Source organism: Kocuria coralli (genome assembly GCF_008831305.1).
Taxonomy (GTDB): Bacteria; Actinomycetota; Actinomycetes; order Actinomycetales; family Micrococcaceae; genus Kocuria; species Kocuria coralli.
In genome coordinates this window covers 110,831-124,814 of the sequence record NZ_ML708622.1, presented here as the reverse complement: position 1 = coordinate 124,814, position 13,984 = coordinate 110,831, and the positions used below count along the sequence as shown (strand labels likewise).

The window sequence follows — 13,984 nt, the reverse complement described above, 5'->3', positions numbered from 1 at the left end:
AAACACTATTGAGTTCTCAAACAACAGCAGATGAACCGTCCGTACCGAACCGGACATGTTCCCTGAGTTCCGTCGCTACGAAACTTCCGTTTCGCTGCGGTCCGCAACGTTAGTCATCTTGTCCGCCTCTCGCAACTCGGCCGTTCGTGCACATGGCACGGCGATCTTCGTTCGAGTGTGACTGGAGTAGATGATGTCGGTTCTGGACCGAGCGCCGTTCTCGGGGGCTTCTCGCTCCCGCATCTCGCGGCGACGGGGTTATACCTTACACACGCTCGGCCTCCACTGCAAGCCGCTGCCCGATCTCCGTCTGGACACCCTCGCCCGAGGTGGGCCGGCGATCCACCCTTGGTGCTCTGACCAGGAGAGACGGACGGAGCGCGAGGAAGCTTCAGTCCCCGACGACCACGGCGGCCATGTTCTTCTTGCCCCGTTTGAGCAGAGCGATATTGCCCGGCAGCAGCTGGTCGTCGGTCAGTTCGGCGTCGGCGCCGGCGACCTTGACGTTGTTCACGGACACTCCGCCGTCGTTCAGCGTGCGGCGGGCCTCCGAGTTCGACGCCGACAGGCCGGTGGCCACCAGGAGCTCGACCAGCGACCGGGCCGAGGGGGCCACGCGGGCCGAGGGCAGTTCCGCCACGAGGGCTTGGAGGGTCGGGGCGTCCAGCTCGGCGAAGTCTCCCTTTCCGAAAACGGCCTCGGACGCGGCGATCACCTGCTCGGTGGCGGCCTTCCCGTGAACCAGCGTGTTCACGTCATAGGCGAGGGCCTTCTGCGCCTCCCGGCGGAAGGGCTCCTCCGCCACCTTGCGCTCGAGCTCCCCAATCTCCTCCCGGGTACGGAAGGTGAACACCTTGAGGCGGTCGATCACATCGGCATCGGCGGTGTTGAGCCAGAACTGGTAGAACGCGTACGGCGAGGTCATCTCGGGGTTCAGCCAGATGGCGTTGCCCTCGGACTTGCCGAACTTGGTGCCGTCGGAGTTGGTGATCAGCGGAGTACCGATCGCGTGCACGTTCACGCCCTCGGCCTTGCGGACCAGCTCCGTGCCGGCGGTCAGGTTGCCCCACTGATCGGATCCGCCCGTCTCCAGGACGCAGTCGTAGTCGCGGTACAGGTTCAGGAAGTCGTAGCCCTGCAGCACCTGGTAGCTGAACTCCGCGTAGGAGATCCCCTCGTCCGAGTTCAGGCGCTTGGCCACGATCTCCTTCTTGATCATGGTGCCCACCCGGAAGTTCTTGCCGATCTCCCGCAGGAAGTCGATGGCCGAGAGGTTCGCGGTCCAGTCCAGGTTGTTGACCATCCGCGCGGCGTTGGCACCCTCGAAGGAGAGGAAGCGCTCGATCTGCGTCCGCAACCCGTCCACCCATTCGGCGACCAGTTCACGCGAGTTCAGCACCCGCTCCGCGGATTCGCGGGGATCGCCGATCAGTCCCGTGGAGCCCCCCACCAGTCCCAGCGGCTTGTGCCCGGCCAGCTGCAGCCGGCGCAGGGTCAGGAGCTGGACCAGGTGGCCCAGGTGCAGTGAGGCCGCGGTGGGGTCGAATCCGCAGTAATAGGTGATCGGATCGCCCGAGAGCACTTCCTCCAGGGCGGCCTCGTCGGTGGAGACATACACCAGGCCGCGCCACTTGAGTTCCTGCCAGACGTTGGGGAACGAGGGATCGTTGTGCTGCTGCTCAAAGTCGATGCTTTCCGTCACCCGCACAAAAATACCAGCCCTCCGGGACTCCCCCGTTCGGCCGTGGAGCCCGGAGCCGGGCCGGCCCCGGCGTCACGACGACGGCGAGAGACCCTCCGGAAGCTCTCCCGATCCGATGACCCGCAGACGCTGCGTGGGACGGGTCATCGCCACGTAGAGCGACCCCACCCCGTCATCGTCGTCGACGATCTCGGCGGGCTGGACCAGCACGACCGAGTCGAACTCCAGTCCCTTGGCGTCCCACGGCGAGAGCACGACCACCTGGTTGTCGATCCGGCGCATCCCGGCGCCGACCTTGCCCGGCAGCCGCTCCGAGAGGGCTGAGCCCAGTGCCCCGATCCGGTGCTCGGCGGCGATCACCGCCACCAGGCCGCCCTCGACGGCATCGACCTCCGCCTCGGTCTGATCGACGACCGCCTGCGTCAGGGACTCGTCGCCGGCGGACTGCGGGAGCCCGGTGACCAAAGGGGCCTCGCCGTCGCGGACCGCCTTGGGTGCGGAGATCTCCAGCCCCGCCGCGCGGGCTACCGCCACGGCGGCATCCGCGATCGCGGCTGGGGTGCGGTAGTTGACCGTGAGCTCGTCGAGCTCGAACCGGTCCTTGACGAAGGGCCCCAGGGCCGCGGACCAGGACTTCGCCGCCGAGGCGGAACCGCCCTGGGCGATATCGCCCACCACCGTGAAGGACTTCATGGGGCACCGGCGCATGAGCACCCGCCACTGCATGGGCGTCAGCTCCTGCGCCTCGTCCACCACCACGTGGCCGTAGGCCCAGGTGCGATCCGCATGGGCGGCCTCGACCGCGGTCATCCGGTGCTCGGCCTCCTCGTTGAAGGCCGTCAGGTCGGCGGCCGTGACCACTCCGTCGACGCCGACGTCCTCGAGGGACTGGTGCATGTTGTAGAGGGCCTTCTCGGCGTTCTCGGTGGCCTTGGCCCGCTCGGCTTCCGTCGTCGTGATCCGTACCCCGGCGCCCTCCAGATCGCCCAGCAGCTCCGCAGCCTCGTCCAGCAGCGGCACGTCCGAGACGGTCAGGGGCGCGTCCGCGGGCCGCTCCAGCAGAGCCCGCTCCCGCGCGGAGTAGTCGCGGAAGGCGGAGTCGAGGTAGCGGCGCTTGGCGAAGAGCTGGCGAACCAACGTCTCAGGCGACAGCGGCAGCCAGCACAGATTGATGGCCTTCCTGACCTCGGGCGACTGCCGCAGATCCTCGACCAGATAGGAACGGTCCATGACGTTGCCGGACCGCTTGTTCAGATCCTCGCCCAGGCTCTCGGCGAGATCGCGCAGGACGATCTTGACGAAGGTCCCGCGGGCCTCGTTATGGGGTTTGCCGGTGGCCCGGGCCTTGTCGCGAGCGCGGCGGACGAGCTTCCGCGGGAGCACGACCTCATAGGAATCGGCGTGCAGCACCTGGTCCTGAGCGGGCACCTTCTGCCGGTCCCGCACCGCCTGCCGGACGACCTCCGCCATGTGCAGGTCGGCCTTGATCCGCACTACCTCGCGATCGCGCTCGGGCACGCCGTGCACTCCCGGGTACAGATCGGCCAGGGAGGACATGACGACGCCGGTCTCCCCGAGGGACGGCAGCACCCGGTCGATGTACCACAGGAACGACGACGACGGGCCGACGATGAGCACGCCGGACTTGCGCAGCCGTTCGCGATGCTCGTAGAGCAGATATGCGGCGCGGTGCAGGGCCACGGCGGTCTTGCCGGTACCGGGACCGCCCTGGACCACGTGGACTCCCGGCAGCGGGGCGCGGATGATCCTGTCCTGCTCGGCCTGGATGGTGGAGACGATGTCCGTCATCCGGCCCGTGCGCTTGGAGTTCAACGCCGCGAGCAGGGCGCCCTCGCCCTGCAGCACGCCGTCGTCATCGAGCATCTCGGGGTCCAGGACGTCGTCCTCGATCGCAGAGACCTCGCGGCCGTCCAGGATCAGGTGGCGGCGGCGGACGCCCATGGGGTGGCGGCCGGTGGCCTGGTAGAAGGCCGCGGCCTCCCGGGCCCGCCAGTCGACCATCAGGCGCTGGTGGTCCTCCGTAGCCAGGCCGATGCGCCCGATGTAGCGGGTGTGCTCGCCGTCCTCCCCCGTGGTGTCGAGACGCCCGAACACCAGGCGGTTGTCCACGGAGTTCAGCTGCGCCAGCCGGTCCTCGTAGTGCGTGGCGAAGGCGTCCCGCTCGGATCGGCTCTGGTGGTTGCCGCCGGTATCGGTGCGGCGCACCTTGGCCAGTTCGGCGGACTTCTCCTCCCGGAGATCGTCGAGGCGCGAATACAGCACCCGCACGTAGTCGCGCTCCAGCTTCAGCTGTCGCTCAACTCGCTCCGAGGGGGTGGTCTCCGCGGTGCCTTCGCCGGCCAGCGACCGAGTGGTGTTCGCGACTTCCGTCATGCGATCGATCTCCTCCATGAAATACAGACCCACTATCGTAGACGGGTCTCGGGGAAGGAAAAGATGACGCGGGCCACTCTTGTGTCGCCTTGACCTGACCGCCCCTTGCGAAAGGCCTGTCCGGTGGTGCGACGGGCCGGCTCACAGCCGGTAGAGCGCACGCACCCGGTGGCCGCCGAGCTTGGCGCGCCCGCGGAGGTCGGTCAGTTCCATGACCAGGCCGAACCCCGCGATGTGCAGTCCCGCCTGGTGCAGCAGATGGCCGCTGGCCTCTAGGGTTCCTCCGGTGGCCAGCAGGTCGTCGACCACGAGCACCCGGGTGCCCCGGGGAAGGGCGTCCGTGTGCACCTCCAGGGTCGCCGTCCCGTATTCGAGCTGGTACGGCTGCCGGTAGGTCTCCCGGGGCAGCTTGCCTTCCTTCCTGATGGGCAGGACGCCGCACCCGGCAGCGTGGGCGATCCCTCCCGCCAGCAGGAACCCCCGCGCCTCGACTCCGGCCACGCAGTCGAACTGGCCTTCGAAGGCCTCGGCCAGCGCCTGGACCGTGCGGTTGAACCCGGGACCGTCGCCGAAGAGCGGGGTCAGGTCGCGGAAGAGGACGCCGGGCTCGGGGTAGTCGGGGATCTTCACGCACAGGCGCTCGATCATCTGCTCGATGGGTTCTGACGGCTGTGCGCGCTGCTGCTGATTCACAGGGGCCATGGTATCGGCACCGGCGCGTATATGACGTGGCGTGCCGCCGGTCGCACGCCCCTCAGGATGGACGGCGACGGCGGTTCCGTTTCACCGCCGCACGGTACGGCGAGACCGTGCGGTCGCCCGAGATCGCGAACCGCCACGGGAACGCCTCCGTCCCGCCGTCTCCGGAGACTCCGGTGCGGGCGGTCTGCTGGATCCCGGAAGGGCGGTCGCCGGCCCTGAGGTGGACCCCGGGGACGATGGGGTCCGCTGACAGCGGGGCGCCGTCGTCGTCGAGGGTCAGGCCCAGGGCCTGGGCCACGTTCCCGGGGCCGCGTGCCAGGAGGTCATCCGGCACGGGGCTGCGGCGCCGGGCGCTGCGCCGCTGCCTGGCCAGCTCCGCGCCGGCGATCACCTCGCCGGCGCGGATCAGGCACCCGCCCGCGTCACCGGGCGGCCGGCACACAAGGTTCACGGCATGGTGCATGCCGTAGGTGAAGTAGACGTAGATGTGCCCCGGAGGCCCGAACATCGAGGCGTTGCGGGCGGTCCGGCCGCGGTAGGTGTGGGCCCCGGGGTCGGGAAGGTCGGAGTCGGCCGGCCCGCCGTAGGCCTCGATCTCGGTCAGGCGCAGCGTGACGGTGCCAAGCGGCGTCGTCGTGCTCAGGAGGCAGCCCAGGAGGGCCGGGGCCGCCTCGGGAGCGGGACGGGCGAGCAGGGCCAGCAGTCCATCGTCCAGGGGCTGGACGATGGCCTGCTCCCCACGGGGGTCGTCGGCCACCGGTCGCGGCTCAGCCGGAGACGACCGGCTGCCGGTTCTCGAACCCGGTCACCGCCGCCACGCGCTTCTTGAGTTCCGCCAGCTGCTGGGCGACGGCCTCGGGGCCGGTCCCGCCCTGCGACGAGCGGGAGTTCAGCGAGCCCTCGAGCGTCAGGACCTCGCGCACGTCCGGGGTCAAGCGGGCGTCGATGGCCGCGAAGTCCTCGTCGGAGAGATCCCACAGCTCGATCCCCCGCTGCTCGCACACGCGCACGGCATCGCCTGCGATCTCGTGGGCATCGCGGAACGGGATGCCCTGGCGGACCAGCCACTCGGCGATGTCCGTGGCCAGAGCGAAACCCTGGGGAGCCAGCTCGGCCATGCGCTCGGTGTTGAAGGTGAGAGTGGCCACCATCCCGGAGACGGCGGGCAGCAGGACCTCGAGCTGGTCGATGGCGTCGAAGACCGGCTCCTTGTCCTCCTGGAGATCCCGGTTGTACGCCAGCGGCAGTGCCTTGAGCGTGGCCAGCAGGCCGGTCAGGTCGCCGATGAGCCGGCCTGCCTTGCCGCGGGCGAGCTCGGCCACGTCGGGGTTCTTCTTCTGGGGCATGATCGAGGAGCCGGTCGAGAAGGCGTCGTCCAGGGTGGCGAAGGAGAACTCCTTGGTGGCCCACGTGGTGATCTCCTCGGAGATCCGGGAGACGTCGACGGCGAGCATCGCGCACACCCAGGCGAACTCGGCGTAGACGTCGCGCGAGGCGGTCCCGTCGATCGAGTTGAACACGGCCGAGTCGAAGCCCAGCTCGTCCGCCACGGCGTTCGGGTCGAGGCCCAGGGTCGAACCCGCCAGCGCACCCGAACCGTACGGCGACACGGCGGCGCGTGCGTCCCAGTCCACGAAACGCTCGACGTCGCGGACCATGGCCCAGGCATGGGCCAGGAGGTGGTGCGAGAGCAGGATGGGCTGGGCGTGCTGGAGGTGGGTGCGGCCGGGCATGGGCGCGTAGGGATGGGCCTCGGACTGGGCGATCAGGGCACGCACCACGTCCAGGAGGTTGCCCGCGATGATCGAGGCATGGTCCCGCAGGTACATCCGGCCCATGGTGGCGATCTGGTCGTTACGGGAGCGCCCGGCGCGCAGCTTGCCGCCCAGCTCCGTCCCGGCGCGTTCGATCAGGCCGCGTTCCAGGCAGCCGTGCACGTCCTCGTCGGACTCTGCGGGCACATAGCTACCCGAACGAACATCCGCTTCGAGGCGGTCGAGGGCATCGACCATGCCGGACAGCTCGTCGTCGTCCAGCAGGCCGGCACGGTGCAGCACCCTGGCATGGGCCCGGGAACCCGCGATGTCGTACGGCGCCAGGCGCCAGTCGAACTGCGTGGACTTCGACAACGCCGCCAGCGCCTGATCCGGCCCTCCGGCGAACCGGCCGCCCCACAGTGCGCCCTCGTTGGTCCCGTGCTTGACGTGCTCTGCCATGGATCCCCTCACTCGTGTGCTGAAACTGTCCTCCAGGATAAGGCCGCGCCCCAGTGCCGGATGCCCGGGTCCCCGCGGGCTCGTCATGAGCCTGCGGGGACCCGGGCATCCGGGGGAAGGATCAGGACCCGGCGGCCAGACGCTGGTCCCGCGCCGAGGCGACCTTGGAGGACATCCCGAACAGCTCGATGAAGCCGCGGGCCTGCGACTGGTCGAAGGAGTCGCCCTCGTCGTAGGTGGCCAGGTTGAAGTCGTACAGCGAGGTGTCGGAGCGGCGCCCGGTCACGGTGGCCTTGCCCGCGTGGAGGGTCATCCGGATGTCGCCGTTGGCGTAGCGCTGGGTGTCGTCCAGGAAGACGTCCAGGGACTTCTTCAGCGGGGAGAACCACTGCCCGTCGTACACGAGTTCCGTCCAGCGCTGGCCCACGGTCTTCTTGAACCGGGCCTGCTCGCGCTCGATGGTCACGTTCTCGAGCTCCTGGTGCGCGGCGATCAGGGCCATGGCCCCCGGCGCCTCGTAGATCTCACGGGACTTGATGCCCACCAGGCGGTCCTCGACGATGTCGATGCGGCCGACGCCCTGGGCACCTGCGCGCCGGTTCATCTCCTGGATCGCCTCGAGCGGCGTGACCGGGCGGCCGTCGATGGCCACCGGGATGCCCTGCTCGAAGCTCAGCACCACTTCATCGGGTGCCGGGGAGAAGGCGGGGTCGTCGGTGTAGTCGTAGACGTCCTTGGTGGGCCCGTTCCAGATGTTCTCGAGGAAGCCGGTCTCGATGGCACGACCCCACACGTTCTGGTCGATCGAGAACGGGTTCTTCTTGGTGGTCGCGATGGGGAGGTCGTTGCGCTCGGCGTAGTCGATCGCCTTCTCGCGGGTCAGCGCCAGATCGCGGACGGGCGCGATGCACTTGAGGTCCGGGCCGAGGGTCTGGATGCCGACCTCGAAACGGACCTGGTCGTTGCCCTTGCCGGTGCACCCATGGGCCACCGTGGTGGCGCCGAAGGCCTTCGCGGCGTCCACCAGGTGCTTGACGATCACCGGCCGGGAGACGGCGGAGACCAGCGGGTAGGAGTCCATGTAGAGGCCGTTGGCCTTGAGCGCCGGCATGCAGTACTCGTTGGCGAATTCATCGCGGGCATCGGCCACGACCGCCTCCACCGCACCGCAGTCCAGCGCGCGCTGACGGATCGACTCGAGATCCTCACCGCCCTGCCCCACATCGACGGCGCAGGCGATGACCTCCGCTCCGGTGGCTTCACCGATCCATCCGATGGCCACGGAAGTGTCCAGGCCGCCCGAGTAGGCAAGCACGACGCGCTCGGTCACGAAAGTTCTCCTTCAGATCGTCTCGACTCAACTGCTGCATGACTATACACGTCGTGTTGTATTTATGCATGAAGGGTGCCGGCGACCGGTTCCGCCGGGCCTCATGCCACGTTTCGCCCCGGACCCCGTTCCGGGCTTCACCCCGGACTTCACTGAGGGGGAACGTGACTGTGGGCCGCCCTCGCCTGCGCCACAATGGCCGGAGTACCGTAACCCGCCCCCGACCGCAGGAGTCCCCCGTGACCGGATCCCCCGCCCCCGAACCGTCCCCGACCCCCGAGCTGACCGAGCAGGAGATGGAGCTGCTCAACAGCATGTTCGACGCCGCCCGCGAGGGGCGGACCGAGCAGCTGGCCGCGGCCATCGACCAGGGCATACCGGTCAACCTGACCAACGGCAAGGGCGACACCCTGCTGAACCTGGCGGCCTACCACCAGCACGAGGACACCGTCGCCATGCTTCTCGCCCGGGGCGCAGACACGGAGCGCGTCTCCGACATGGGCTTCACCGCTCTGATCTGCGCGGTCTTCCGCGGCGACGAAGCCATCACCCAGCGGTTGCTCGAGGCGGGCGCCCAGCAGAACACGGGCTTCCAGCCGGCGGTGGCGGTCGCCGAGGAGTTCGGCCGCACCAACGTGATCCCGATCCTGGAGCGGTTCGCCTGAGGTGAGCTGAGCCCGCACGGGTGCACGAGGCCGACCCCTATGCTCCCGGCTCCGTATCCGGATCGCTCAGCGAGCGCACCGAGCCACGGGTGATGAGAGGCATGGGCAGGAGCGTGGGCTCCCGCTCGGCGTCGCCGAGCAGCATCTCGACGCCACGGCGCCCCATCTCCTCGTAGGGCAGCCGCGCGGTGGTCAGTCCCGGACGCACGTACCCCGCGAGCTCCTCGTCGGCGAAGGAGATGAGCGAGAAGTCCTCGGGGATGCGCAGCCTGCGTGCCGCGGCGGCCTGGTAGATGCCGAAGGCGACGTTGTCGTTGCCGGCGACGATCGCCGTCAGCCCGGGATGCTCGTCGAGCAGACGCCCGGCGTACTCATAGCCGATCTCGGGCTCCCAGCGCGGCACCCCGATCCGCGCCGGCGTGATGCCGGCCTCCGCAAAGGTCTCGTTCATGCCGATGAACCGCTGGTGAATGGTCGCGGAGACCCGCAGGTCCTCGAAGGACTCGGGGAGATCGCCCACGATGCCGATGCGCCGGTGCCCCCGGTCGAGGAGATGCGCTGCGACGCTCTGGCCCGCCCGGCGCTCGTCGGGGAGCACATGGGGGTGCCCCTCGGAGGTGACGCCGTTGATCAGTACGAACGGGAGCCCCTCGGGGAGCGACGGCGCCGTGATCATCCGCGCGGCCATCAAGCCGATGAGCAGCCCGTCCACGCGACGGTCGGTGAGCTCCCGGGCCGCTCCCGTCAGGCTTCCGTGCGCGCCCACCTCGGCTAGGAGAACGGTGTTGCCATGAGATCTCGCGGCGTCGAGCACCCCGCCGATCATCCCCGACGCGTAGCGCGTCAGGGTGACCTGGTCGGAGACGAAGCCGATGGTACGGGTCCGTCCCAAACGCAGACTCTGCGCTGCGGGGTTCGGCCGATAGCCCAGCTCCTTCGCCGCGGCGCGAACCCGCTCGGCGGCCTCCTCGGAGAGCCTGGACCCGGGACGGTCGTTCAGGATCAAGCTGACCGCGGCCGGAGACATTCCCGCCAGGCGGGCGACGTCGGCAAGCGTCGGGCGGCGAGGGGTGGATCTGGCCACGGACTCCCCTTCACTCTCCCCTCATTGCGCTGGACTGGGACTCAGTATATGAGACCGCGCCCCGGACACGCTCCGCGGGACTGCGCGAGGCCTCCGACCTCTTCAGAAAAATGATGGACCGGACATCCGGGCCATGCTAACTTGCACGTGCTAAATGCATTTAGCACTTCACTATCTCGAACGGGTTTCGGCAGAGGTTTCCAAGCGGCGCTGCCAGGATTCGCCGGACCGGTTCCCGAAGGCCAATGGAGGTCTTGGTATGGCAATCAGCGGGCGGCTGTTGAAGAACGGCGCGTACTTGCAGAGTTCGACGACCCTGTTCGTCTTCTTCGCCGGCTGGGGTATCTGGTGGTCCTTCTTCGCGGTCTGGCTCGAGCACGGTCTCGGGCTCAGCGGCGGCCAGATCGGCACCGTCTACTCGGTGAACTCGTTCACGACGATCGTGGCACTCCTGTTCTAGGGCATGATGCAGGACCGCCTGGTCCTGAAGCGGAATCTCGTCATCGTGGCCTCGTCGGTCATGGCGTGCCTGGCTCCGTTCGTCCTCTTCATCTATCAGCCGCTGCTGCAGAACGCGTTCGGCTGGGGCGTGCTGGCCGGGGCCATCTACCTGCCGTTCGGCTACACGGCCGCGGTCGGGCTGCTCGAGGCCTTCTCGGAGCGCATGAGCCGCACCTACGGCTTCGCCTACGGTCAGGCGCGCGGCTGGGGATCCCTCGGCTACGGCGTGGCTGCGCTCTTCACGGGCTTCATCTTCACCGTCAACCCGGCGATCAACTTCTTCCTCGGCTCGGCGCTCGGCGTTCTCTGCCTGCTCGTGCAGATCTTCTGGAAGACCGACCACGTTCCCCTGGCACCGGGTCACACCGAGCACCCGCCTGCGCCGACCCTGCGCGAGATGGCCGACGTCCTGAAGCTCAAGGGTCTCTGGGTGGTCATCGGCTTCGTGATCTTCAGCTGGACGTTCTACAACCTCTACGACAACCAGATGTTCCCCAACTTCTACGCGGGCCTGTTCGAGAACGAGGACGTGGGCATCCACACCTACGGCATCCTGAACTCCGTGCAGGTCTTCGCAGAGGCCGGCTGCATGATGCTCGTCCCGCTGATCATGCGCAGGGTCGGGGTGCGCAACATCCTGCTCATGGGCGTCTCCTTGATGTGCCTGCGCATCCTCGGCTCGGCGGTCTTCGACGATCCCGTGGTCATCTCCTGCGTGAAGATGCTGCACGCGATCGAGGTGCCGCTGTTCGTGCTCGGCATCTTCCGCTACCTCACGCTGCACTTCCCCGCCGCGCTCTCGGCCACGCTGTACATGGTCGGCTTCGAGATCGCCGCGCAGCTCGGCAACGTGTTCTTCGCGACCCCGTTCGGATACATCCGCGACGCCATCGGCTTCCAGTCCACGTTCCTGGTGATCGCCGGCGTGGTCGCCTGTGCGGGTCTCTGGGCGTTCTTCGCCCTGAAGAAGGACGATCAGGACGTCGAGGGCGATCCGTTCATCCGCTCCGGCCGTTCCGGCGTGACCGGCGTCGTCAAGACAGTGCGACAGTGACATCCGGGATCCCCCGTCGAGTTCGCCCCGCGGGCGAACTCGACGGGGGATCCCGCATTCCGGGGCGGAATCCTCGTCGCCCCGGCCCGCTTCTTCGTCCCGGAACCTGGAGCCATGAACAGCCTGCACTTCTCCCCGCGCCGCAACTGGATGAACGACCCGAACGGGCTCCTCTTCCACGGCGGCCGCTACCACCTCTACTTCCAGTACAACCCTCTCGGTGTGGGGCATGGGAACCTCAGCTGGGGGCACGCCTCGAGCAAGGATCTCGTGGTCTGGGAGGAGCACCCCGTGGCCATCCGGTTCGACGATGACGAGGAGATCTTCTCCGGCTCGATCGTGGTCGACGCCGAGAACACCACGGGATTCGGCTCGGTCGAGGCGCCGGCCCTCGTGGCCTGCTACACCTCGGAGTCGAAGCACGCCGCCCATCAGGCGCAGTCGCTCGCCTACAGCCTCGACGGCGGACTGAGCTGGACCAAGCACGCCGGGAATCCCGTGCTCGACCGCCGCTCGACGGACTTCCGGGATCCGAAGATCATCCGGTGGGACGGCGGGCCGGAGGGAGCCGAGGGCTCCTACTGGGTCATGGTGGCGGTGGAGGCGAAGCAGCAGGAGGTCGTGCTGTACCGCTCGGACGATCTGCTCTCCTGGACCTACCTGTCCTCCTTCGGTCCCGCCGGCGCCGTGGGAGGGGTGTGGGAGTGCCCGGATATCTTCCCCTTGCGCCTCGAGGGGACCGACGAGGTGCGCTGGGTCCTGCTCGTCAGCCTCTGGCCGGGCGGGATCGCGGGCGGTTCGGGGACCCAGTATTTCGTGGGCGGGTTCGACGGGCGGACGTTCACGCCCGATGTCCACCGGGAGCCCGTCGAGGTCTCGGATGAAGCGGGCCTGGCCGGACTCGACTGGTTCGACTACGGTCGCGACTGCTACGCCGGCGTGACCTTCGCGGGACTCCCCGACGATCAGCGCACTCTCATCGCATGGATGGGCAACTGGGAGTACGCCAAGCAGATGCCCGTCGACGCCGAGGCGCCCAGGCGCGGGAGCATGACGCTGGCCCGCCGCCTGTCGCTGACCACGGTCGACGGGCGCCCGCGCCTGCGCCAGAGCCCCGTCGGGCCGGCGCTGACCCCGTCGGGCCATGCGGAAGACGTCGTCGTCACGGAGCCGGAGGGGTTCTCGACGCCGGTGCCGTCCCGAGGGCGCATCGATCTGGCGATCGCCCTGCAGGAGGCGGAGGGCGTCTCGCTCCGGCTCGAGGGCGACGAGGGCCATGCGGTGGTGATCGGCTACGACAGGGCCACCGCGGAGCTCAGCTGCGACCGGCGCGAGGCTGCTGTGGGGTATCCCGAGGGCTTCGCGAGCGTTCAGCGTATGCCGCTCGAGACCACCCCGACGCTCGAGCTGACCCTCTGGCTGGACGAGGAGTCGATCGAGATCTTCGCCGCGGGGGGCACACGGGTCCTCACGGACCTGATCGGGCCGCTCCGCTCGCCGGACCTTCGCGTCACGGGTATCGACGGTGCTGTGAGCCTCGTGCGCCTCTCCACCAGGGCCGCGTGCGACGGCGAGGGTGAGCGGGGCGCAGAGACAGCGCGCACCGCCGAGACTATGCTCCGATAGACGGGCGGGCTCGATGCCCGGCGTTCTGCGCTGGCAGGGGCCGAGCATCCGGCCGCCGTCGTCAAGAGGCGACCGCGCCTTCACCGCAGGGAGGAGAGGCCGATGAGCACCGAGGACGACGTCCGCCGGCTGGCCACCGCCCTGCCCGAGGTCGCCGAACGAACCTCCTACGGCACGCCGGCCTTCTACGTCGCGGGCAAGATCTTCGCCCGGATCCACGAGGAACCCGATGTCCTGATCTGCTGGCGCGAGAGCGTGGATGAACGCCAGGCGCTGCTCGCCGCGGACCCGGAGAAGTTCTTCACGACCCCCCACTACTCGGGACACGCCAGCGTCCTGGTCCGCCTCGACCGGATCGGCGCCGAAGAGCTCTCCGAGCTCCTCACCGAGGCCTGGGAGGCACGCGCCCCCGGGCGGCTCACCAGAGCACCCGAATAGGCCGCCCAGCACTCCGCAGCTCTACTCCGCAGCTCCACTCCGCAGCGCTGAGGGAACCCGGGGATACCCCCGGCAACCCGTTGCATCCCCTCATAGACGGCCGGCTGTCTCACCAAGGCGCCGCATCCTGGCAACCCCGCATGAGGAAACGCTGCTTTTACACAGCGGCAATCCCCCGTCCCACCCCGCCGGATAGCTTCGTGTCACGTTGCGGTCCGAAGCGGCACCACCCGCTTTCGCGACGCCGTGATCACACAGTTCCGGGCTGCGGA

10 protein-coding genes and 1 pseudogene are annotated in these 13,984 nt (G+C 68.6%); 4 read left to right on the top strand and 7 right to left on the bottom strand.

Annotated elements, in window-relative coordinates; genetic code table 11:
• Positions 1-391 precede the first annotated feature (391 nt).
• The 6 genes from tyrS to FCK90_RS11700 form a co-directional block, all read right to left on the bottom strand.
• Positions 392-1,702 carry a tyrosine--tRNA ligase gene (gene tyrS, locus FCK90_RS11725; RefSeq protein WP_158034483.1) on the bottom strand — a complete coding sequence of 437 codons (1,311 nt, stop codon included), beginning with the start codon at positions 1,700-1,702 and terminating at the stop codon, positions 392-394.
• Positions 1,703-1,774: 72 nt separating this feature from the next.
• Positions 1,775-4,096, bottom strand: coding sequence for a HelD family protein (locus FCK90_RS11720; RefSeq protein ID WP_158034482.1), 2,322 nt, complete (start codon positions 4,094-4,096; stop codon positions 1,775-1,777).
• A gap of 141 nt (positions 4,097-4,237) precedes the next feature.
• Complete coding sequence (locus FCK90_RS11715; RefSeq protein ID WP_425481706.1) at positions 4,238-4,798, bottom strand: adenine phosphoribosyltransferase; 561 nt, start codon at positions 4,796-4,798, stop codon at positions 4,238-4,240.
• Between the two features lie 52 nt (positions 4,799-4,850).
• Entirely contained in the window at positions 4,851-5,555 is a 705-nt protein-coding gene (locus tag FCK90_RS11710) for a DNA-3-methyladenine glycosylase (protein ID WP_425481705.1), read from the bottom strand.
• Between the two features lie 10 nt (positions 5,556-5,565).
• Positions 5,566-7,014 carry an argininosuccinate lyase gene (gene argH, locus FCK90_RS11705; protein WP_158034481.1) on the bottom strand — a complete coding sequence of 483 codons (1,449 nt, stop codon included), beginning with the start codon at positions 7,012-7,014 and terminating at the stop codon, positions 5,566-5,568.
• A 121-nt stretch (positions 7,015-7,135) separates the two neighbouring features.
• Positions 7,136-8,344, bottom strand: coding sequence for an argininosuccinate synthase (locus FCK90_RS11700; RefSeq protein WP_158034480.1), 1,209 nt, complete (start codon positions 8,342-8,344; stop codon positions 7,136-7,138).
• A gap of 239 nt (positions 8,345-8,583) precedes the next feature.
• On the opposite strand from FCK90_RS11700, the gene FCK90_RS11695 reads away from it, so the two are divergent.
• Positions 8,584-9,009, top strand: coding sequence for an ankyrin repeat domain-containing protein (locus tag FCK90_RS11695; RefSeq protein WP_246180229.1), 426 nt, complete (start codon positions 8,584-8,586; stop codon positions 9,007-9,009).
• 37 nt (positions 9,010-9,046) lie between these two features.
• Here the strand turns inward: FCK90_RS11695 and FCK90_RS11690 are convergent, their stop codons facing one another.
• Positions 9,047-10,093, bottom strand: coding sequence for a LacI family DNA-binding transcriptional regulator (locus FCK90_RS11690; protein WP_158034479.1), 1,047 nt, complete (start codon positions 10,091-10,093; stop codon positions 9,047-9,049).
• A gap of 154 nt (positions 10,094-10,247) precedes the next feature.
• Here FCK90_RS11690 and FCK90_RS11685 point away from each other — a divergent pair.
• The 3 genes and pseudogenes from FCK90_RS11685 to FCK90_RS11675 all read left to right on the top strand — a co-directional run bounded on the left by FCK90_RS11685 (position 10,248) and on the right by FCK90_RS11675 (position 13,712).
• Positions 10,248-11,648: pseudogene (locus FCK90_RS11685) on the top strand (oligosaccharide MFS transporter).
• A 114-nt stretch (positions 11,649-11,762) separates the two neighbouring features.
• On the top strand, positions 11,763-13,274 hold the full coding sequence (locus tag FCK90_RS11680) for a glycoside hydrolase family 32 protein (protein ID WP_158034478.1): 1,512 nt from the start codon (positions 11,763-11,765) through the stop codon (positions 13,272-13,274).
• 102 nt (positions 13,275-13,376) lie between these two features.
• Positions 13,377-13,712 carry an MmcQ/YjbR family DNA-binding protein gene (locus tag FCK90_RS11675; protein WP_158034477.1) on the top strand — a complete coding sequence of 112 codons (336 nt, stop codon included), beginning with the start codon at positions 13,377-13,379 and terminating at the stop codon, positions 13,710-13,712.
• Positions 13,713-13,984 lie beyond the last annotated feature (272 nt).

Excerpts from the sequence above, each read along its gene's own strand:
- FCK90_RS11675 (WP_158034477.1), top strand. The coding sequence starts at position 13,377 with ATGAGCACCGAGGACGACGTCCGCCGGCTGGCCACCGCCCTGCCCGAG.
- FCK90_RS11680 (WP_158034478.1), top strand. The coding sequence starts at position 11,763 with ATGAACAGCCTGCACTTCTCCCCGCGCCGCAACTGGATGAACGACCCG.
- FCK90_RS11720 (WP_158034482.1), bottom strand. The coding sequence starts at position 4,096 with ATGACGGAAGTCGCGAACACCACTCGGTCGCTGGCCGGCGAAGGCACC.
- argH (WP_158034481.1), bottom strand. The coding sequence starts at position 7,014 with ATGGCAGAGCACGTCAAGCACGGGACCAACGAGGGCGCACTGTGGGGC.
- FCK90_RS11715 (WP_425481706.1), bottom strand. The coding sequence starts at position 4,798 with ATGGCCCCTGTGAATCAGCAGCAGCGCGCACAGCCGTCAGAACCCATC.